This is a genomic window from Bradyrhizobium sp. SZCCHNS3002, from assembly GCF_032377435.1.
GTDB lineage: Bacteria > Pseudomonadota > Alphaproteobacteria > Rhizobiales > Xanthobacteraceae > Bradyrhizobium.
The window spans coordinates 334,127-354,839 of the sequence record NZ_JAUHHY010000009.1 but is presented as its reverse complement, the minus strand read 5'-3'; the positions used below and the strand labels follow the sequence as shown (position 1 = coordinate 354,839).

Sequence of the window (20,713 nt, the reverse complement as noted above, 5' to 3'; positions counted from 1 at the left end):
GCCGGCTCCTTGTCACCAGGCGGGTTGCAGCCTGATCTCCCGTGGCAGCGCGTTGCTCTTGGCCGGCAGCATGTAGAGCCGGCCGAAGGTCAGCGCCGCCTTGAGCGGCAGCACGGCGCGCTTGAGCGTGCCCATGATGCCGCCCTGCGCCTTGGCATCCGCAATCGCCTCCGATATCCCGCGCAGCCGCTTCAGGCCGTCCCAGAAGCGCGGATTGTCGATGTCGAGCATCACCGGGAAGACCTGCCGCGAAATCTCCGAGGTGATGCGGAACACCCGCATGTCGTACTCGTCCACCGGCATGCCGAGCGCCTCGTAGAAGGCGGGACGCATGTGGTCGCGGACATGCATCGTGGCGAACACTGCGAGCAGGAAGAACTTGATCCACAGCTTGTTGAGGCCGCTGAGCAGCTTCGGATCGGCGCGCATCAGCAGCGCGAACGCCTCGCCGTGGCGGAACTCGTCGTTGCACCACCTCTCGAACCACTTGAAGATCGGGTGAAACTGGCGCTCCGGGTTCCGCTCCATCTGCCGATAGATGGTGATGTAGCGGGCGTAGCCGATCTTCTCCGACAGATAGGTCGCGTAGAAGATGAACTTCGGCCTGAAGTAGGTGTACTTCTTGGTCTTGGTGAGGAAGCTCAGATCGACGCCGATGCCGTGATCCTTGAGGATTTCGTTGATGAAGCCGGCGTGGCGGGCCTCGTCGCGGCTCATGAACTGGAACAGCTCGCGGATGTCGGGATTGGTGATCCGCTTCTTGATCTCGGCATAGAGCACGCAGCCGGAGAACTCGGCGGTCAGCGACGACACCAGGAAGTCCTTGAACTCGGCGCGAAGCGCCTCCGGCAGCTCGTTGAGATCCTTGTCGAATTCCGGCGTCCGCACGAAGTGCTTGCGGTTGTGGTCGGCGCGCAGCTCGGCCATGACAGCATCCCATTCGCGGCGCACCAGATCGACATTGAGCCGGTCCATCGCCGCGAAATCGGTGGTGTAGAAGCGTGGCGTGAGGATCGTGTCCTCCAGCGCCATCTTGGTGGAGATATTGCCGGATCCGCCTTCCATTGCGATCATCTGACCCTCCCGTCCGAAAAGCTGACGTCGTACAGTTCCGTGAGCTCGAGATAGCCCGCGACATGCATCATCATGCGCTTCAGAGGACCCGCCCGCACCACGGTGGCGGTGCGGCGCAGGTTGAGCTGCTCGCCGAACTTGACCGTGATCGGCTCGCCATGGATGACGACCTCGTCACCCGGGCGGATGCCGACGTCGCGGTCCAGAGTGACATGCGCGTGCAGCGTTTCCGAGGTCTGCTCGACCTCGATGCTGCAGCCGATCTCGAAGCGGCGCGGCTCGTTGGCCCATAATCCTCTCATCGCTTTTCTCCCATCGTCATCAGCTCCGTGAACCGGCGCTTGTTGTCGTTGCCGAACGACCCGAGATCGACGCGCCGTCCGGTCGCCGGATCGTCCAGGCTCATGCGTCCATCGGACCAGCGGTTGATCGTGAAGGCCGGCCCCGAGCCGATCGCGTGACGCTGGCGGTCGAACGCCATGCTGCGCAGCACCGTGCGCAGGAAGCCGTCGCCGCCGGCCTCGACGACTCCGACCACCTTGCCGCTGTCGGGCGACACCACGGAGATGCCGCCATCGGGACGGTCCTCGAACCGCAGCGCCACCGTTTGCACGGCGGCAGCGTGATCGATGTGGACAGTGCCTACACCCGTCCAGCGGCCGACGCCGGCCGCAACCAGGGTGAAGGCAACCAGTGCGAAGGCCGCGCGCAGCGCGCCCTTCGGAATGACGATCTCAGGTTCGGCGTGAACATCGACATGGCTCTCGGCTTGGCTCATGACATCCTCCTGATCACGCCGCGCTGGCGACCGCACCCGCAGGCGACGCGCCTTGCGGCTGTCCGTTGCCCGCGGCGATCGGCTGCGCCGCGACCGCGCCGTCCGAGGCCGCGACCAGCGCCTTTGCGAGGATCTCGGCCGCCTCGCGGGCATCAGGCACGCCGCGCAGCATCGGCTCGACCTCGTTCAGCCGCCACGGACGCGCATGCGGCCACAGCAGCAGATAGGACAGCCGCTGCTGGGCGGTGACGCCGAGCGGCAGATCGCCGGAGCCGTCGGAGAACAGCTTCACGTCCGCGCGCGCCACCTGCTTGAAGGGCACGTTCAAGGTCATCGGCAGCACGGCACCGAACTGCAGCAGCACGCGGCGGCTGGTGATGGTGTAGCGCGTGGTGCGGCTGTAGAGCACCGCGAGCCCGATGAGCAGCAGCGTAGCGATCGCCACCGGCATCGCCAGCGACGACGCACTGGCGAGCGAAGTTGCGAGCGGCTGGTGATCCAGCGTGCCCGTTACCACGCGCGCGCCGAACAGCGCGGCGAAGTAGGCGAGCACCAGGCGCAGGTGGAAGACGCGCAGCAGCAGCGCCTTCACCGTGGGCTGTCCCTGCCACAACAGGCGCTCGCCTGCCGGCAGCATCAGCTGATCCTGGTCCCGACGGGTGCTCACAGCAGCGGCTCCTGGCGTGCAGGAGTCGCATAGAGATGGCCGCCGCCGTAGTAGCCGACGATCTTGTCCTCCTCGAGCTTGGTGACCTGATCGGGGCTGGCGAGACCGGGCACGCTGGCGAATTGCGAGCCGAGAATGGCGTCGACCAGCACCGCCTTGCGCGACTTGTCGACGATGGCCATGGTCATCGGCAGCAGCACGTGGCGTCCGACGATGCCCTCGACCTCGACTTCGAGATAGCGGATCAGCATCTCGGCGCGGTCGACCCAGACCTCGCGGACCTTGCCGCCGAGCCTGCCGTCGCAGCCGATCACCGGCATGCCGCGCGGATCCGGGTCCTCCGAGGCGATGAAGATGCTGCCGTCGACGCGCAGCGGCACGATCGCGGGGATGTTGTCCATGGTCAGCTCCGGCTCGTCCTTGCGCGCGGCGAAGGAGCCTGGGCCGACGCCGTCGAGCATCGGATTGCCGGTCGGCAGATAGGGCGTGCCGGGCCAGGGATACATCGGCGTGACCGGCGCATCGGCGCGGTCGTTGTCCCAGTTCGGCAGAGTGGCGGTGCGCCCGCCATGCATATGATAGGTCTTGGGTGACGGCGGCGTCGGGAAGCCGTGACCGCTCGACGCCGTCTGCCGGCCGATCCGGCCTTCGAACTGCAGCGGATAGCCTTCGCGCTTGTCCTCGGTGCGCAGGTAGAAGATCAGGCCTGCGAAGAACACCCAGAACCCGTAAAGCACCACCTGGGCGACATCGATGTAGCTCGTGAAAGACGTCATGGCTTCCTCCCCGACTGGGCTAACCTGGAAATTCAACGATTCCGAATTGAAGCTGCTGTGGCTCCGCCGCCCGCCGCCGCACCAGCGGCCCGATCACCGCAAGGGTGACGAACAGCAGCGCGATCTCGACGTGGTAGACGATGCTGTAGCCGGTCGCCGGCCCGGCGAGCGCGACGCCGAGGCTTCCATTCAATGCCAGCTGCGACATCACATCGCGAATGGCGCCACCGCCGGCGATGGCTACACCCGCTGACGTCGCCTGCACTGCGCCCCAGGCGCCGAGCGCGAGCCCGCTCTCGCCGTTCTGCACCAGCGCCATCGCCGCCGTCAGCGTGCCAACCGCGAACAGGCCGCCGCCGAATCCGATCAGCGTCGTGCCGATCCGAAACACCAAGGGCGAGGCCAACGGGGCCGAGAAGATCACGGCGGAGAAGGCGAACAGGCCGACGAGCCCGCCGAGCGCGGCGATGCGATAGGGATCGGAGCCCTTGCCGAGGCGGCGCGCTGAGAGGCCGAAGCCGGCGAGCGTGCCCGCGGCGAACAAGGCCGTCAGCGCTGTCGTCTCGCCGACAGTCAGGTGCAGGATCTCCGCGCCATACGGCTCAAGCAGGATGTCCTGCATCGTGAAGCCGGCGGTACCGAGCCCGACCGCGACCAGCACCCGCATCGAGCCGCCGGCTTCGCGGAACTGGCGCCAGGAATCGCCGAAGCGCGGCCGCTCGCGGCTCGCCGACGTGCGCGACGGATCACGCGCCTCCTGCTTCCACAGCGCGATGACGTTGAGCACCATCTCGGTCAGCGCCGCGCCCTGGATGACCTGGATCAGCCGCATCTCGCTGAACTCGGCGAGCAGCCCGCCGAAGGTCAGCGCGCTCGCCATCATGCCGAACATCAGCATCACGTAGAGGAAGGCGACGACGCGAGGGCGCGAGTGCTCAGGGGCAATGTCTGTGGCAAGCGACAGGCCGGCGGTCTGGGTCGTATGCAGGCCGGCGCCGACCAGCAGGAAGGCCAAACCCGCACCGATGCGGCCGGCGATCACCTGGCCCGGCGCGTCGCCCGACGACAGCAGCAGCAGCGCGAACGGCATGATGGCGAGGCCGCCGAACTGCAGCAAGGTGCCCATCCAGATGTACGGCACCCGGCGCCAGCCCAGTACGGAGCGATGATGGTCGGACTTGAAGCCGATCAGCACCCGAAGCGGCGCGAACACCAGCGGCAGCGCCACCATGGTCGCGACCAGCCAGGAGGGCACGCCGAGCTCGACGATCATGACGCGGTTGAGCGTGCCGTTGAGCAGCACCACCGATATGCCGATCGAGACCTGGAACAGCGACAGCCGCATCAGGCGCGACAGCGGCAGCTCGGTCGAGGCGGCATCCGCGAACGGCAGATAGCGCGACGACAGCCGCGTCCACAGTTGCAGGACCGATGGTGCGCGCGCGCTCATGACGGACGGAGCTCCAGCGCTTGCGAAATGTAGAAGCCGTTGGCGATGCGGCTGCTGCGCGCGCAGCGCCAGTCGGCGAGATCATGATTGTCGGCGATGAGACGATACAGCTTCTGCTCCGCGACCGGCTCGATCGACGGCGCGCGATTGCCACGCGGGAAGACGCCGCCGACGGCATGCATGATTGCGAGCAGCGGCGTCCGCGGCGCGTAGGTCATCAGGATCGACTCGGAGGTCCGCGCGCCGAGACCCGCCACGATCCGCACCGCATCCTCGGCGCGGTAGTGGATGAACGAGTCCATCGCCACGACGAAGTTGAAGCCGCCGTGCCTGGGATCGAGCATGTCGCCGGCGACGAAACGGATGGCGTTGCGGCTGATGTCGTCGGGCAACCGGCGCTGCGCGATCTCGATCAGGGTCGGCGAGATGTCGACGGCCACCACCTCGGCGCCCCGCCGCGCGGCCTCGATGGAAAAGCTGCCGGTGCCGCAGCCGGCGTCGAGAACCCGCGCGCCGCGCAGATCGAGCGGCAGCCATGACAGCAGCGTCCGCCGCATCTCGTCACGGCCGGCCCGCACCGTGGCGCGAATGCGGCCCACCGGCGCATCCGAAGTCAGCCGCGTCCAGGCGGCTACCGCGGTGCGGTCGAAATAGGTCTCCACTTCACTGCGCCGGGCGAGATATTCCGCTGTGGTCATCGGCTAGCTCCACTCAATCGAAGCCGAGGAGATCGAAGATGTCGCGGTCCTTGAGCGGCACCGCCTGCATCGGCTCGACGCCGGCGAGCAGCGAGGCGGCGAGGCGCAGATATTCGTTCTGAGCACGCTCGACGTCCGGCGATGGCTCCATCTCGAACAGCGTGCACTTCTTCAGCCGGCTCTTCCGGATGACGTCGAGATCGGGAAAATGCGCCACCGTCTTCAATCCGGCGCGCTCGTTGAACTTGTCGATCTGGTCGGTGGCGGCGCTGCGGTTGGCGATCACGCCGCCGAGCCGCACCGGATAGTTGCGCGACTTGGCCTGGATCGCAGCGACGATGCGGTTCATCGCGAAGATCGAGTCGAAATCGTTCGCAGCCACGATCAGCGCACGATCGGCGTGCTGCAAGGGCGCGGCGAAGCCGCCGCAGACGACGTCGCCGAGCACGTCGAAGATCACCACGTCGGTGTCCTCGAGCAGGTGATGCTCCTTGAGCAGCTTGACGGTCTGGCCGACGACATAGCCGCCGCAGCCGGTGCCGGCCGGCGGGCCGCCCGCCTCGACGCACATCACGCCATTGTAGCCCTGGTAGACGAAGTCCTCGGGGCGCAACTCCTCGGCGTGGAAATTCACCTGCTCGAGGATGTCGATGACCGTCGGCACCAGCCGCTTGGTCAGGGTGAAGGTCGAGTCGTGCTTCGGATCGCAACCGATCTGCAGCACGCGCTTGCCGAGCTTGGACAGCGCCACCGAGAGGTTCGACGATGTCGTACTCTTGCCGATGCCGCCTTTGCCGTACACCGAGTACACCTTCGCGGTGTCAATGACCACGTTCGGGTCGAGCTGCACCTGGACGCTGCCGGCCCCGTCAGGTCGGCGCGGCGCCGTCGTCGGCGGAGGTCTCAAGGTCACGTTCATGCGGCAACTCCCACGCCTTCGAGGCGATCTTCGAGCTCTTCCCCGGCCTTGCGCAGCACGTCGAGCATTTCGGGGTCCGGGGTCCAGTAATTGCGCTCATGCGCCTCGATCAGGCGATTGGCGATCTTCGCCGACGCGGCCGGATTGAGCGAGGCAAGCCGCTCGCGCATCGCGGGGTCGAGCACGAAGGTCGTCGTGATCTGCTGATAGACCCACGGCGCGACCTGGCCCGTGGTGGCCGACCAGCCGACCGTGTTGGTCACATGCGACTCGATCTGGCGCACGCCCTCATAGCCATGGGCGAGCAGCGCCTCGTACCATTTCGGATTGAGCGTCCGGGTGCGGGTCTCCAGCGCCACCTGCTCCGACAGCGTACGCACCGCGCCTTCGCCGCGGGTCTGGTCACCGATATAGACCGGCGCGGCCTCGCCCTTGGCGCGCTTCACCGCGCGGCTGATGCCGCCGAGCGTATCGAAATAGTGATCGATGGTGGTGACGCCGAGCTCGACCGAGTCGACGTTCTGATAGGCGGCGTCGACGCCGGCCAGAACATGGCCGAGCAGCGCATCACGCCTGACGGGGCGGCCGTCGGTGCCGTAGGCAAATCCTTTTCGTCGTGTATAGACGTCGGCAAGCTCGTCCTCATCGGTCCAGGCGCCGCAATCGATCAGATGGTTGACGTTGGCGCCATAGGCGCCCTCGGCATTGCCGAACACACGCAGCGACGCGTCCGCCAGCTCGCCGCCATGCGCGGCCTGGAAGGCCAACGCATGCTTGCGTACGTAGTTGGCCTCGGCCGGCTCGTCGGCTGACGCCGCAAGCAGCGCGGCTTCGGCGAGCAACTTGGTCTGCAGCGGCATCAGGTCGCGGAAGATGCCCGAGAGCGTGATCACGACATCGATGCGCGGACGGCCGAGCTGCTCCAGCGGGATCAGCTTCGCGCCGCAGAGGCGGCCATAACTGTCGTGGCGCGGCTCGGCGCCCATCAGCCACAGCGCCTGCCCGATCGGCCCGCCCTCGGTCTTGAGATTGTCGGTGCCCCACAGCACCAGCGCGATCGTCTCCGGCAGCTTATGACCCTCGCCGGCATGGCGGGCGAGCAGCCGCGCCACCTGGCGCTCGGCATCCTTGAGCGCGAAGGCGCTGGGAATGCGGAACGGATCGAAGCCATGCAGATTACGCCCGGTCGGCAGCACGTCGGTGTTGCGCAGCAGGTCGCCGCCCGGCACGGGACGGATGTAGCCGCCGTCGAGCGCATGCACGATCGCGGGCGTCTCGCTGTCGGTGGCGAGCAGGCGGTCGAGTTCGGAGCGCTTGGCGAGATCGGTGATGCCGGCAAGATCGAGCAGCTCGGCGCGCTGCTGCGGCAGCGGCGGCGCGCCGACGACGTGCAGGCCGTGCGGGATCAGCGAATATTCCAGCTCCAGCACGCTGGCGGAGAGCGCAGCGATGCGCGCGTCGCGCCCGCCGCTCCACAGCGGCTCAGCCGCGCCGAGATCGACCGCCGCCGCCTGCGCCTGGATCAGCGCGGCGCTGTCCGCCCTCACCTCCTCGGTCGCATCCGGCGACAGATTGCGCCAGGCGTCGAGCGAGGACTTCAGGTCGGCAAGGCCCTTGTAGAGACCGGCACTGGTGATCGAGGGCGTGAGATAGCTGAGCAGGGTGGCACCGCCGCGCCGTTTCGCCAGAGCGCCCTCCGACGGATTGTTGGACGCGTAGATGTAGAAGTTCGGCAGGTCGCCGATCAGCCGCTCCGGCCAGCATTCCGCGGACAGCCCGGCCTGCTTGCCCGGCATGAATTCGAGCGCGCCATGGGTGCCGAAATGCAGCACGGCGTGGGCGCGGAAGTCCTCGCGCAGCCAGCGATAGAACGCCGCGAACGCATGCGTCGGCGCAAAGCTGCGCTCGAACAGCAGCCGCATCGGATCGCCTTCGTAGCCGAAAGCGGGCTGCAAGCCGACGAACAGATTGCCGAACTGCTCGCCGAGCACCATCAGGCTGGCGCCGTCGGTCTGGTGACGGCCGGGCGCCGGCCCCCATTGCTTCTCGATCTCAGCCAGGTGACGTTCGCGCCGGACATGCTGGTCGACCGGGATGCGCGCCGCGACATTGGCGACGGTGCCGAAGCGCTCGGCATTGCCCTTGAGCACACGGTTGCGCAGCGCGTCCACGGTATCCGGGACGTCGATCGTGTAGCCGGCCGCGCGCAGCGATGTCATCACATTGTGCAGCGACTCGAACACCGAGAGATAGGCGGCAGTACCGGCGCTGCCGCCGTTCGGCGGGAAGTTGAACAACACCACACCGAGCTTCCGCTCGGCACGCGCCGAGCGGCGCAACTCGACGAGCCTCGCGACGCGCGCGGCGAGTTGCGTTGCGCGCTCCGGCAGTGAGGCCATGTCACGGCCGGCATCGGCCATCGCCGACCGGCCGCCGAACACGGTCGGGCCGACGGCGCCGTCGAGCTCGGGGATCGCGACCATCATCGTCGCCTCGACCGGCGTCAGGCCGCGCGCATCGTCGTGCCACTGCTCGACGGTCTGGAACTCCAGCGGATGCGCCGCGATCAACGGCACATCGAGCCTGGCCATGACCTCCTCGGCCGCACGCGCGTCATTATAGGCGGGACCGCCGACAAGCGAGAAACCGGTGAGCGAGATCACCGCGTCGACCGTGGCGACACCGTCCTTCTGGAAGTAACGGTCGATGGCGGGGCGCGAGTCGAGCCCGCTGGCGAACACCGGCACCACGGCGAGCCCGCGCGCCTCCAGCGCCGCGATCACACCATCATAATGCCCGGTGTTGGCGGCGAGCAGATAGGAGCGCATCAGGATCACGCCGACGCGGCCGACCGCCTTCGATGTGGCGGGCAACTCGTCGGCGCGCTCGACGATCCGCTGCGGCAGACGCGGGTGGTAGAGGCCGACATCCGGATAGGTCACCGGCTCGGCGGCATTCAGTCTGCCGCGGAGTGGGGCGCGCGGCCCGTCGGCGTAGCGGCCGACCAGGAAGCGCACCATGTTCGCGAAATTCTGCTCGGAGCCGGCGAGCCAGTATTGCAGCGTCAGGAAATAGGCGCGCAGATCCTGCGCGGTGCCGGGGATGTAGCGCAGCAGACGTGGCATCCGCTGCAGCATCTTCATCTGGCCCTGGCCGCTGGAAGAGCCTGAGCGGTTGCTGCCGCGCAGCCGCTTCAACAGGCCGAGCACGCCGGTGGCCGAGCCCGACATCGTCAGCTTGCCGAGCCGGGTCAGGCGCACGACCTCGCCAGCCGACAGGCAGCCGATCATGGCGTCGCAGTGGTCGCGGCGCGCCGCCAGCGCTGGCAGCACCGGCTGGATGTGGTCCTCCATGAACAGCATCGTCGCGATCACGATGTCACCGGTCGCGATGTCGGCGAGGCAATGCGCGAGCGCGTTCGGATTGCAGCCCCACTCGTCGGCCGCGTGAACCTTGAGATCGAGACCGGGCAGCTCCGCCTGCAACGTCGCGCGCGCGCGCAACGCAGCCGAGGCGAGATGGCTGTCCATCGTCACGATCACCACCCGGATGGGTGTGACGTCAGCGACCGAAATGCGCTTTGGCATCGTACAAGGTCTCGAGCGTGATCAGGTTGACGTTGCGCTCGCGCGCGAACCGTTCGGTGTTGCGGCGCGCCTTGCCGCGCACGAAGAAGGGAATCTTGGTCAGCTCGCGCTCGGCGTCGGAGGCCCAGGCGAGTTCAACGGATGCGACGGTTTCAACGACTCGCAGGTGCGGCTGCTGTGGCGGAGCCGCCGGCGCGGCACCGAGATGCGACGGCGCGTGATCGGCGAATTCGTGATCCTCGCGGAACATGCCGAGCAGATGCTCCTCCAGACCCATCATCAGCGGATGAACCCAGGTGTCGAACAGCACGTTGGCGCCTTCGAACCCCATCTGCGGCGAGTAGCGCGCCGGAAAATCCTGCACGTGGGTCGGCGACGAGATCACGGCGCAGGGAATGCCCAGGCGCTTGGCGATGTGGCGCTCCATCTGCGTGCCGAGCACGAGCTCGGGACGCAGCTCGCTGACGCGGGCCTCGACTTCGAGATAATCGTCGGTGATGACAGGCTCGACGGCATAGAGCGCGGCGGCTTCGCGGATCTCGCGAGCGAATTCGCGGGCATAGGTGCCGAGGCCGACGACCTCGAAGCCGAGCTCCTGCGTGGCGACGCGCGCCGCGGCCACTGCGTGGGTGGCATCGCCGAAGATGAAGACGCGCTTGCCGGTGAGATAGGTCGAATCGACCGAGCGCGAATACCACGGCAGCCGGCTCTCGTTGCGCGCCAGAACCGGAGCCGCATCGACGCCGGCGAGGCCTGCGACCTCCGCAATGAAGTCCCGCGTCGCGCCGACGCCGATCGGGATCGTGCGCGTGAAAGGCTGGCCGAACTGGCGATGGAGCCATTGCGCCGTCGTCAGCGCGATCTCGGGATAGAGCACGATGTTGAAATCGGCTTGAGGAAGGCGAGCGAGATCGGCCGGCGTCGCGTTCCACGGCGCGACCACGTTGATCTCGATGCCGAGCTCCACAACCTGCCTGGTCACTTCCGCGAGGTCGTCGCGATGACGGAAGCCGAGAGCCGTCGGACCAAGCAGGTTGCAGACTGGACGGGCGCCTGTCTTCCTTTCACGGCGGGGGGAGCCATCAGCAGAAGACGCAGCCAACGCCCGTACAATCCGGTAGAACGTTTCCGAAGCGCCCCAATTCTCCTTGCGCTGATAGGCCGGCAGCTCGAGCGGGATCACCGGAATCGGAAGCTTCAACGCCAGCGCAAGACCGCCGGGATCGTCCTGAATCAGCTCGGCCGTGCAGGACGCGCCGACCAGCATCGCCTGCGGCTGGAAACGCTCATAGGCCGCGCGTGCCGCGCTCTGCAGGAGATCCGCGGTGTCGCCGCCGAGATCGCGCGCCTGGAACGTGGTGTAGGTGACCGGCGGCCGGCGGTCGCGCCGCTCGATCATCGTGAACAGGAGATCGGCGTAGGTGTCGCCCTGCGGCGCATGCAGCACGTAGTGCACGTCGCGCATCGCGGTCGCAATGCGCATCGCGCCGACGTGCGGGGGACCCTCATATGTCCAGACCGACAGCTGCATCTCACACCGCCAGTCGGGTTTGCCGCAGCAAGGGCCGCGCGAACAGCTCGGCGAGATCGCCGGCCTGCTCAAAACCCTGGATCGGCGTGAAGATCAGCTCGATCGACCATTTCGTCGTCAGGCCCTCGGCCTCCAGCGGGTTGGCAAGGCCGAGTCCGCAGACGACGAGGTCGGGCCGGGCTTCGCGGCAACGATCGAGCTGGCGCTCGACATCCTGGCCCTCGCTGAGCTGCGTGCCATCAGGCAGCAGCGCCAGCTCGGAGTCGAGATGCTCGCGGTGCAGATAGGGCGTGCCGACCTCGATCAGCTCCATGCCGATCTCGCGCGCCAGGAAACGCGCCAGCGGGATCTCGATCTGCGAATCCGGAAACAGGAAGACGCGCTTGCCGGCGAGCTGCGCGCGGTAGCGCGCCAGCGCGCGCTCGGCCCGCGCCTTCAGCGGCGCGATGGTCCGCTCGACATGGGCGCGCGACACGCCGAAGGCGTCGGCCGCGGCTGCGAGCCACAGCGCCGTGCCTTCGCCGCCGAGCGGGAATGGCGCCGCAATCCTGCGGCAGCCACGTTCCTCCAATGCGCGTGCGGTGTCGCCGAGGAAGGGTTGCGCCAGCAGCACCCGCGTTTGCGGGCCGATCGCCGGCAGCTCCGACGAGCGCCGCGGCGGCAGGAACGCAACCTGATCGATGCCGAGCGCCGCAAAAGTCCGCCTGAACTGATCCTCGACGACATCGGCGAGCGCGCCGACCACGAGCAGCGACGGTCGCGCGCCGCGATCGGCGGTGGGGAGTACCGGCACGAGCGACGCGAGGCAGGCATCCTCGCCCTGAGTGAACGTCGTCTCGATGCCGCTGCCGGAGTAGTTGAGCACGCGCACATCAGGCGAAAAGCGCTGCGACAGCCGCAGCGCCGCGCGTGACAGGTCGAGCTTGATCACTTCCGACGGGCAGGAGCCGACCAGGAACAGCAGCTTGATCTCGGGACGGCGCGCCAGCAGTTGACCGACGATGCGGTCGAGCTCGTCATTGGCGTCGACGAGCCCGGCGAGATCGCGCTCCTCCATGATCGCGGTGGCGAAGCGCGGCTCCGCGAAGATCATCACGCCGGCGGCCGACTGGATCAGATGCGCGCAGGTGCGCGAGCCGACGACGAGGAAGAACGCGTCCTGAATCTTTCTGTGCAGCCAGACGATGCCGGTCAGGCCGCAGAACACCTCGCGCTGGCCGCGCTCACGCAGCACGCCGTCCGGCGAAGCAGGTGGTTTCACGGCACAGGCTTGTGCATGAGCATTCATGACGCGCGCTCCGCACGGGACGTCGCCGCCATCGCCTCGTCCTGCAGCCGCGCCGCGCGCAGCTTGAGCAGGAATTGCGCGGCGTTGATCGCATAGGCTGCGTAGGCGGCGAGCACGAGCAGCATCTGCTGCCGGGCGCTGCCGACATGGCCGATGATCGCAGCCAGATAGGCCGTATGCAGCGCGATCACCAGCATCGAGAACACGTCCTCCCAGAAGAAGGCCGGTGCGAACAGATAACGTCCGAACACGACCCGCTCCCAGATCGAGCCGGTGATCATGATGGTGTAGAGCAGCGCCGTCTTGAGAACGACGGAGGCGGTCGCGAGCCACAGCCCCTCGCCGGTCGCGAGATAGCGCGCCACGAGGCCGAGGCTGATCAGGAAGACGAGAAATTGCAGCGGCGCCAGAATGCCCTGCACCAGAGTCCATGGCGTGGCGTCGCGCCGGCGCTTTTCCTCAGCCGTGTAAAGCGCTTGCCGCTTTGCACGCGACGCCGGGTCAGGCGTGAAGCAGAGCTGGCTCCAGAGCGACGGATCAGTGGCGGATGTGAACTGCGCATCACACGATGTGTAAAGATGATTTGACAACATCGGTGCCCAGTGATGCGATGACGACAACCACAGGGGGATTGGTGGTGCACCGCACTCGGTCTGATCAACGTCACGTTGTGCAGTTCGCAGGTGGCGCATCGCAAATCCCCGAGTGCGAGCCCGATGGGGAAACGCTAGACCTGGGCAAGAAGAGTGTCAATCAAAATTGACGTCAAATAATATTGACGCAACGAGTGACGTGCGCTCATATGGAGGGGAGGCGCTTATGACCGAGCTCAATGAGACAGCCCGATTTCCGCGAGCCCGCTTTCGGACGAAGCGTGGGCAGCCCGGTTTTCGTTCGCCGGCATCGCCGCGCATCATCGCGCCGCTGCGCAACACACGTCATCCCCAACTCAACGACGCGATCGAAGCCGAGATCATTCCGCGACTCGTGATGGCCCATGCCTCCGCGCTGGAACGCGTCCCGGCAATCATCACGGCCTCGGCGCAGGAGGCGGCTGATTTCGCCGAGCTCGTGCTGGACGCGGACGATGTTGGCGCGGTGGCCTGCATCCAGGCGCATCGCGATCACGGCGAGACCCTGGAGCGCATCTATCTCGATCTCCTGGTCCCCACCGCGAACCATCTGCGCCATCTGTGGGCGGACGACGAGCGCGACTTCGCCGACGTCACGCTCGCGCTGTGGCGGCTGCAGCAGCTGCTGCGGCATTTCAGCTCGGCCTTCTGCGCCGAGCTCGCGGTCGCGCCCGCAGGACTGCGCGTGCTGCTGACCACGGCGCCGGGCGACAGGCGCGAGCTGGGCCACATGATGTTCGGTCTCGTGCTGGCGGGCGAGTTCTTCCGTCGCGACGGCTTCGACACCTGGATCGAGCCCGACACGGCCGATCGCGGCTTCGTCGAGACGCTTCGCTCGCAGTGGTTCAATGTCGTCGAGTTCTTCGCCACCAGCGACAGGAAGCTTGACGATCTCGCCTCAAACATAAGGATGGTCCGGCGCGAGTCCTCCAACCAGGACGTCGGCGTGCTGGTCTGCGGTCCTGCTTTTATTGAACGGCCTGAACTCGTTCTCCTGGTCGGTGGCGACGGTGTCGTCTCCGATCCGAGCAGAGAGGCTTCGCAAGCCCGGCACGTCGTCAGTCTTCTGACCGAACGGCGATAGCTGAGGGTGCAGTGAAGATGAATGCTGGAACGAGACTTGCCGCGCGAAGGCTCCTTGACTGGGAGGACAACGGCGTTGGTGAGGGCGTTCAGAGCTCCGAAAGAGTCGCTTGGCGACCTCAATGCGGATGTTGCGGGCATGCTGGTCGCCGCAGCGTCCGACATTGCGCTCGCGCTCGACGCCGACGGCAACATTCAGGACCTGGCTTTTCAACAAGCCGGCCTGCCGCTTGAACTGAGAAACACAGACGCGTGGATCGGCCGATCCTGGCAAGCAACAGTGTCCGAGGAAAGCCAGACAAAGCCAGAGCTGCTGCTCACGGAGGCCTCCCAGCGCAAGGTGTCGCGCTGGCGCGAGGTGCGTTATCCGGCCGCGCGCGGGCCTGACATCCCGATCCTGTTCGCGGTGGTGGCGATCAAGGGCGCGGCGCGCTTCATCGCGGTCGGCCGCGACGTGCGCGCCACCGCCGCGCTCCAGCAGAAGCTGATCGAGGCGCAAGTTGCCATCGAGCGCGACTATTCGCGCATGCGCAACGCCGAATCGCGCTACCGGATCCTGTTCCAGATCACGTCGGAGCCGGTCCTCATCGTCGATGCGGTGAGCCATCGCATCGTCGAGGCCAACCCGGCCGCGGCCGCCCTGCTCGATCACGGCGCCGCCAATCTGATCGGCAAGCTGTTTCCCGATGCGCTGCTGCTCGACGACATGGCGATGTCGCAATCCCTGTCGCTGGCGATCCGCTCGCAGGGCAAGATCGAACGCGCCAGGATCCGGCTCGACGGCGGCCGCGACTATCTGCTCGACGGCACCTTCTTCCGGCAGGACAACGCGTCGCTGTTCCTGCTGCGGTTCTCGCCGCTGGCCACGCAGCCTGCACTCCCGAAGAGCTCCGACGTCAACACCCAGCTCGTGCAGTTCGTCGAATCGGCCCCCGACGGATTCGTCATCACCGACATGGACGGCCGCCTGCTGCACGCCAACGCCACCTTCCTGCAGCTCGCGCAGATCGAGAACATGCACCAGATCCTGGGCGAGACGATCGACCGCTGGATCGGCAAGTCGGCGATCGATTTCTCGGTCATGCTGACCAATCTGCGCCAGCATGGCAGCGTGAAGCTGTTCTCCAGCGTCGTCCGCGGCGAGCACGGCTCGCCGGTCGACGTCGAGATCTCCGCCAGCACGGTCGGGGCGCCCGGCCAGGCCCGGCTCGGCTTCACCATCCGCAATGTCGGCCCGCGCATCTCCAGCGACGGCGGCGACCACGGCTATATTCCACGCTCCCGTGAGCAGCTCGCCGAGCTGATCGGCCGCGTGCCGCTCAAGGAGCTGGTACGCGAGACCACCGACGTGATCGAGCGGATGTGCATCGAGACCGCGCTCAAGCTGACCGGCGACAACCGCGCGACCGCTGCCGAGATGCTCGGCCTCAGCCGACAGAGCCTCTACGTCAAGCTGCGGCGCTATGGCCTTGCCGAGCCGAGCGAAGAAGACAGTCAGTTGGAATAGGTGGAACAGTTGCAATGACCGAGATCGCGCCCGTCCCGCTCGCTCCAGGGATTCCATCAAGGCTTCAGCCCTCGGCCGTTCTCGAGCTGTTGAAGCCGATCACGTGGTTTCCGCCGATCTGGGCGTTCGGCTGCGGTGTGGTGTCGTCAGGCGCGCCGCTGGCGTCGCGCTGGCCGATCGTGATTGCGGGCCTCGTGCTCGCCGGGCCGATGGTGTGCGCCACCAGCCAGGCCGTCAACGACTGGTTCGACCGCCATGTCGATGCGCTCAACGAACCGGACCGCCCGATCCCGTCGGGCCGCATTCCCGGACGCTGGGGTCTCCATATCGCGTTGATCTGGACGGTGCTGTCGCTCGGCGTCGCCACCCTGCTCGGCACCTGGGGCTTTGCCGCGGCGGCGCTCGGCCTTGCGCTCGCCTGGGCCTACAGCGCGCCGCCGATCCGGCTGAAGCAGAACGGCTGGTGGGGCAACAGCGCCGTCGGCCTCTGCTATGAAGGACTGCCCTGGATCACCGCGGCGGCGATCATGAGCGCGCAGGCGCCGTCCTGGCCGGTGCTCTCGATCGCCCTGCTGTATAGCGCCGGCGCGCACGGCATCATGACCCTGAACGACTTCAAGTCGATCAATGGCGATCGCGTCAGCGGCGTCAATTCGCTGCCGGTGCTGCTCGGGCCCGAGCGCGCCGCCCGCCTCGCCTGCATCACGATGGCGCTGGCGCAGGTCGCGGTGCTCGTGCTGCTTATCGTCTGGAGCCGACCGGCCCATGCCACCATCGTCGCAGCGCTGATCGCGGCCCAGCTGGTGCTGATGCGGCGCTTGATGACGAATCCGCGCGAGCTCGCGCCCTGGTACAACGGGACCGGCGTGCTGCTCTACGTGCTGGGCATGCTGGTCACGGCCTTCGCGCTGGCGGGGTTGCCGGCATGAGCAACGCTGCGCCCGCTCCTCTGTCCTGGTTCGGCATCGTCAGGTTGGGCCTGGTGCAGACCGCGCTTGGCGCGGTCGTGGTGCTGACTACCTCGACCTTGAACCGCGTGATGGTGATCGAGCTCGCTCTGCCGGCCATGATCCCCGGCCTCCTGGTCGCGATCCATTACGCGATGCAGGTGCTCAGGCCCTGGCTCGGTCATGGCTCCGACGTCGGCGGGCGTCGTTTCGCCTGGATCGTCGGCGGCATGGCCGTGCTCGCCGCCGGCGGCCTGCTGGCCGCCGCCGCCACCGCGCTGATGGCAACGCATCTCGCTCTCGGGCTCGCGATCGCCGTGCTCGCCTTCATCATGATCGGCATCGGCGTCGGCGCCGCCGGCACCTCGCTGCTGGTGTTGCTCGCCAAGCGCACCGCGCCGGCGCGGCGCAGCGCCGCCGCCTCGATCGCCTGGATCATGATGATCACCGGCTTCATCATCACGACCGCGGTCGCCGGCAAGGCGCTCGATCCGTTCTCCGGCGAGCGGCTGATGCTGGTGTCCGGCACGGTGTCGGCGATCGCCATGGTGCTGACCTTGCTGGGCGTCTGGGGGATCGAGCAGCCCGACGCGTCTCCTCGCACGACCTCCGGCGCCGCGAATCGCTCCGGCTTCATGGAGGATTTCCGCGAGATCTGCCGGGAGCCGCAGGCGCGGCGCTTCGCGATCTTCATCTTCGTCTCGATGCTCGCCTACAGCGCGCAGGACCTCATCCTGGAGCCGTTCGCCGGCAGCGTGTTCGGCATGACGCCGGGCCAGACCACGCAGCTCTCCTCGGTGCAGCACATGGGCGCGCTGATCGGCATGATCCTGATGCCGGCGATGGCGAGCCTGCATGCCGACTGGCGGACGCGGCCGCAGCCCTGGATCATCGGCGGCTGCCTTGCCTCGGCGCTGGCGCTGCTCAGCCTGGTCGCCGCCGCCACCGTCGGCCCGGCCTGGCCGCTACGCGCGTCCGTGCTGCTGCTCGGCATCACCAACGGCGTCTACGCCATCGCCGCGATCGGCGCGATGATGAACATGGTCAGCGAAGGCCGCGACAATCGCGAGGGCACGCGCATGGGCCTGTGGGGCGCCTCGCAGGCGATCTCGTTCGGCATCGGCGGCTTCGTCGGCACCGCGGCGGCAGACGCTGCGCGTCACCTTATGCCGTCGACCGCCTCGGCCTACGCGGCGGTGTTCGCCGCCGAAGCCGCCTTGTTCGTTCTGTCCGCCTGGCTCGCGATCTGGATCAAGCGCCCGCGCGAGCAGACGTCGCCGCTTCAGCCACAGCCGGCCAACCAGGGAGCCTGACCGATGAGCCCCTCCTCCAGCCCCGAGACCTTCGACGCGGTGATCATCGGCGGCGGACCGGCCGGCGCAACGGCCGCGAATGATCTGGCCCGTCACGGCCATCACGTGCTGCTGCTCGACCGCGCCGGCCGCATCAAGCCGTGCGGCGGCGCCATTCCACCGCGGCTGATCGCCGAGTTCGAGATTCCCGACCATCTGCTGGTGGCCCGAATCTCGTCCGCCCGCATGGTGTCGCCGAGCAACCGGGACGTCGACATGCCGATCGACGGCGGCTTCGTCGGCATGGTCGATCGCGAGCATTACGACGAGTGGCTGCGCGCACGCGCGGCGGAAGGCGGCGCGATCCGCCGCACCGGAACTTTCAGCCATATCGCGCGCGACGACGACGGCAGGTCGGTGGTGCACTACGTCCGGCGCATGGACGACGGCAGCGTGCGCGAGGACAGCGTGCGGACGCGCGCCGTGATCGGCGCCGACGGGGCGGTCTCGGCCGTGGCGCGCCAGTGCATCCCCGAAGCCAGCGAGATGCGCTACGTGTTCGCGTATCACGAGATCATCCGCTCGCCGGACCGCAGCCATCCGGTGTTCGATGCCGCGCGGTGCGATGTCGTCTATCGCGGCCGGCTGTCGCCGGACTTCTACAGCTGGGTGTTTCCGCACGGACCGACCACCAGCATCGGCACCGGCAGCGCGCATAAAGGCTTTTCGCTGCGGGGCTCAGTCGCCGAATTCCGCAAGGCTGCCGCGCTCGACGATCTCGACACCATCCGCCGCGAAGGCGCGCCGATCCCGCTGAAGCCGCTGTCGCGCTGGGACAATGGCCGCGACGTCGTGCTGGCCGGCGATGCGTCGGGCGTGGTGGCCCCGGCCTCCGGTGAAGGCATCTATTACGCGATGGCTGGCGGCCGCGCGGCCGCCGACGCCGTTGCCTTGTTCCTTAAGACCGGCGATGCAGCCGCCCTGGCGACGGCCCGCAAATCCTTCATGCGCAGGCACGGCGCCGTGTTCTTCATCCTCGGTCTGATGCAGCGCTACTGGTACACGAGCGATGCCCGCCGCGAGCGCTTCGTCGCGATCTGCCGTGACAAGGACGTCCAGCAGCTGACCTGGGACGCGTACATGAACAAGGAATTGGTCCGCGCCAAGCCGCTGTCGCATGTGCGCATCTTCTTCAAGAACATCGCGCACCTCACCGGGCTCGCGAGGGCGGCGTAGCGGCTCGCGCGATGGATGAGCTGTTTCACAGCCCGCATCTGGTCGACCTGATCCTAACGGTGGTCGCGGTGGAGCTTGCGGCCGTGACGTGGATCTGGCAGCGCCACCGCCGCGGCATCAGCCCGCTCGCGCTGCTGCCCAATCTGCTCGCCGGGGTGTTCCTGCTGCTGGCTGTACGTTGCGCGCTGACCGGGGCGCCGTGGTTCTGGCTCGCGGGCTGCCTCGCCGCCTCCGGCCTCGCCAACGCGGCTGATCTCAGGCAGCGGTGGCGTTGAGGCATATCGCCTCTTCAAATGACTCATGCGCTCGGCCCGCGCAAACCCCGCTGACGCAAAGGGCACCCACAGCTGTCGTCCCGGCGAACGCCGGGACCCATAGCCACCGGCAACTATCGGTTTCACAGAAGGCTCAACGCGCAGCGTGCCCCAAGGGAGATCACGCGGTATGGGTCCCGGCGTTCGCCGGGACGACACGGGTGCGTGCGGAAGGTGCGCGGGCAACCGCTCAGAACCTGAGCGCGGTACCGACGCCGCTCACTTCTTCTCAGAGAACGTCTTCAGATACGCGATGACGTCCTTGCGCTGCTGCTCGTTGGCGAGCTTGAACACCATCTTGGTCGAGCCGGTCGCCTGATCCGCCTTGCCCTTGTCGGTGAGGAACTTCTTCAGGAAGGCGTTGGGATCCGGGAGGTATGCGAAGATATTGTCCTCGGTCCAGACGAGCCCCGCCTCGCCGGCATGCTTGTTCAGCTCCGAATAGGCAAAGCCCGGATAGGTCCCGGTGGGCCGGCCGACGACGCCGGTGAGTACCGGACCGACGGCGTTCTTCGCCTCCGGTCCGATCCGGTGGCACGTCATGCACTGCTTGAAGACCTGCTCGCCCTTGGCAGCGTCCCCGCCGTCCAACGCGAACGCGGCGCCCGCCGACATGGCAGTCATGACCGCTGCAACCAAACCCGATCGAAGCATATGCGACCTCCCGATGCGTCGTTTTTGTTAGCCCATGTGATTTGCTCCTTACAGGTAACAGTGTCACGTGATCTTGTCATGCCTGGTTCAGGCGAAAGTGAGCGAATAAGTCGCAGCTCGAACATGCAATAGGCGCAGGGATACCAACGAAAGAAGGATGCTCTGAAATAAGCCTTGACAGCGAGCGCCCTGCATGGGCTAACGACATTCTCAAGACTCTCAATACGTTAGCGGGATGGGGCGCAACACCTTCAAAATGCGCGCCAAATGAACTGGCCGC

Annotated in this window: 19 protein-coding genes; 6 read left to right on the top strand and 13 right to left on the bottom strand. The window is 67.1% G+C overall.

Annotated features, from left to right (window positions below; all coding sequences use genetic code 11):
• Positions 1–12: 12 nt before the first annotated feature.
• The 12 genes from acsF to bchF are packed head-to-tail and all read right to left on the bottom strand — an operon-like array spanning position 13 to position 13,358.
• Positions 13–1,074, bottom strand: a complete 1,062-nt coding sequence (gene acsF, locus QW845_RS21150; protein ID WP_315803469.1) for a magnesium-protoporphyrin IX monomethyl ester (oxidative) cyclase — start codon at positions 1,072–1,074, stop codon at positions 13–15.
• Positions 1,071–1,376, bottom strand: coding sequence for a hypothetical protein (locus QW845_RS21145; protein WP_315803468.1), 306 nt, complete (start codon positions 1,374–1,376; stop codon positions 1,071–1,073). Before QW845_RS21145 ends, acsF begins: the two co-directional genes overlap by 4 nt.
• Entirely contained in the window at positions 1,373–1,852 is a 480-nt protein-coding gene (gene puhC / locus QW845_RS21140) for a photosynthetic complex assembly protein PuhC (RefSeq protein ID WP_315803467.1), read from the bottom strand. The genes QW845_RS21145 and puhC overlap by 4 nt, the downstream gene beginning before the upstream one ends.
• A 13-nt stretch (positions 1,853–1,865) precedes the next feature.
• The gene (puhB, locus tag QW845_RS21135; protein ID WP_315803466.1) at positions 1,866–2,519 is read right to left on the bottom strand and encodes a photosynthetic complex putative assembly protein PuhB; all 654 of its coding nucleotides are present in this window, start codon (positions 2,517–2,519) and stop codon (positions 1,866–1,868) included.
• A complete protein-coding gene (puhA, locus tag QW845_RS21130) occupies positions 2,516–3,295 on the bottom strand; it encodes a photosynthetic reaction center subunit H (RefSeq protein ID WP_315803465.1) in 780 nt (259 codons plus the stop codon). The genes puhB and puhA overlap by 4 nt, the downstream gene beginning before the upstream one ends.
• Positions 3,296–3,314: 19 nt before the next feature.
• Positions 3,315–4,745, bottom strand: a complete 1,431-nt coding sequence (locus QW845_RS21125; protein WP_315803464.1) for a BCD family MFS transporter — start codon at positions 4,743–4,745, stop codon at positions 3,315–3,317.
• Entirely contained in the window at positions 4,742–5,443 is a 702-nt protein-coding gene (gene bchM / locus QW845_RS21120) for a magnesium protoporphyrin IX methyltransferase (protein ID WP_315803463.1), read from the bottom strand. The genes QW845_RS21125 and bchM overlap by 4 nt, the downstream gene beginning before the upstream one ends.
• A 13-nt stretch (positions 5,444–5,456) precedes the next feature.
• Positions 5,457–6,362: a ferredoxin:protochlorophyllide reductase (ATP-dependent) iron-sulfur ATP-binding protein gene (bchL, locus tag QW845_RS21115; RefSeq protein ID WP_315803462.1), complete on the bottom strand. Its 906-nt coding sequence runs from the start codon at positions 6,360–6,362 to the stop codon at positions 5,457–5,459.
• On the bottom strand, positions 6,359–9,949 hold the full coding sequence (locus QW845_RS21110) for a magnesium chelatase subunit H (protein ID WP_315803461.1): 3,591 nt from the start codon (positions 9,947–9,949) through the stop codon (positions 6,359–6,361). Before QW845_RS21110 ends, bchL begins: the two co-directional genes overlap by 4 nt.
• Positions 9,924–11,480, bottom strand: coding sequence for a ferredoxin:protochlorophyllide reductase (ATP-dependent) subunit B (gene bchB / locus QW845_RS21105; protein ID WP_315803460.1), 1,557 nt, complete (start codon positions 11,478–11,480; stop codon positions 9,924–9,926). Before bchB ends, QW845_RS21110 begins: the two co-directional genes overlap by 26 nt.
• Position 11,481: 1 nt before the next feature.
• Positions 11,482–12,768 carry a ferredoxin:protochlorophyllide reductase (ATP-dependent) subunit N gene (locus tag QW845_RS21100; RefSeq protein ID WP_315803459.1) on the bottom strand — a complete coding sequence of 429 codons (1,287 nt, stop codon included), beginning with the start codon at positions 12,766–12,768 and terminating at the stop codon, positions 11,482–11,484.
• Complete coding sequence (gene bchF / locus QW845_RS21095) at positions 12,765–13,358, bottom strand: 2-vinyl bacteriochlorophyllide hydratase (RefSeq protein ID WP_315803458.1); 594 nt, start codon at positions 13,356–13,358, stop codon at positions 12,765–12,767. The genes QW845_RS21100 and bchF overlap by 4 nt, the downstream gene beginning before the upstream one ends.
• A 229-nt stretch (positions 13,359–13,587) precedes the next feature.
• Here bchF and QW845_RS21090 point away from each other — a divergent pair, with 229 nt between their 5' ends.
• From QW845_RS21090 to QW845_RS21065, 6 genes are all read left to right on the top strand, one after another.
• A complete protein-coding gene (locus QW845_RS21090) occupies positions 13,588–14,484 on the top strand; it encodes a B12-binding domain-containing protein (RefSeq protein ID WP_315803457.1) in 897 nt (298 codons plus the stop codon).
• 138 nt (positions 14,485–14,622) lie between these two features.
• Positions 14,623–15,990, top strand: coding sequence for a transcriptional regulator PpsR (gene ppsR / locus QW845_RS21085; protein ID WP_315803456.1), 1,368 nt, complete (start codon positions 14,623–14,625; stop codon positions 15,988–15,990).
• Positions 15,991–16,004: 14 nt separating this feature from the next.
• Entirely contained in the window at positions 16,005–16,919 is a 915-nt protein-coding gene (gene chlG / locus QW845_RS21080) for a chlorophyll synthase ChlG (protein WP_315803455.1), read from the top strand.
• On the top strand, positions 16,916–18,250 hold the full coding sequence (locus QW845_RS21075) for a BCD family MFS transporter (protein ID WP_315803454.1): 1,335 nt from the start codon (positions 16,916–16,918) through the stop codon (positions 18,248–18,250). Before chlG ends, QW845_RS21075 begins: the two co-directional genes overlap by 4 nt.
• A 3-nt stretch (positions 18,251–18,253) precedes the next feature.
• Entirely contained in the window at positions 18,254–19,465 is a 1,212-nt protein-coding gene (locus QW845_RS21070) for a geranylgeranyl diphosphate reductase (protein WP_315803453.1), read from the top strand.
• A gap of 11 nt (positions 19,466–19,476) precedes the next feature.
• Positions 19,477–19,740: a hypothetical protein gene (locus QW845_RS21065; RefSeq protein WP_315803452.1), complete on the top strand. Its 264-nt coding sequence runs from the start codon at positions 19,477–19,479 to the stop codon at positions 19,738–19,740.
• Positions 19,741–19,998: 258 nt separating this feature from the next.
• On the opposite strand, the gene QW845_RS21060 is transcribed toward QW845_RS21065, so the two are convergent.
• Positions 19,999–20,433, bottom strand: a complete 435-nt coding sequence (locus tag QW845_RS21060) for a c-type cytochrome (protein WP_315803451.1) — start codon at positions 20,431–20,433, stop codon at positions 19,999–20,001.
• Between the last annotated feature and the right edge of the window lie 280 nt (positions 20,434–20,713).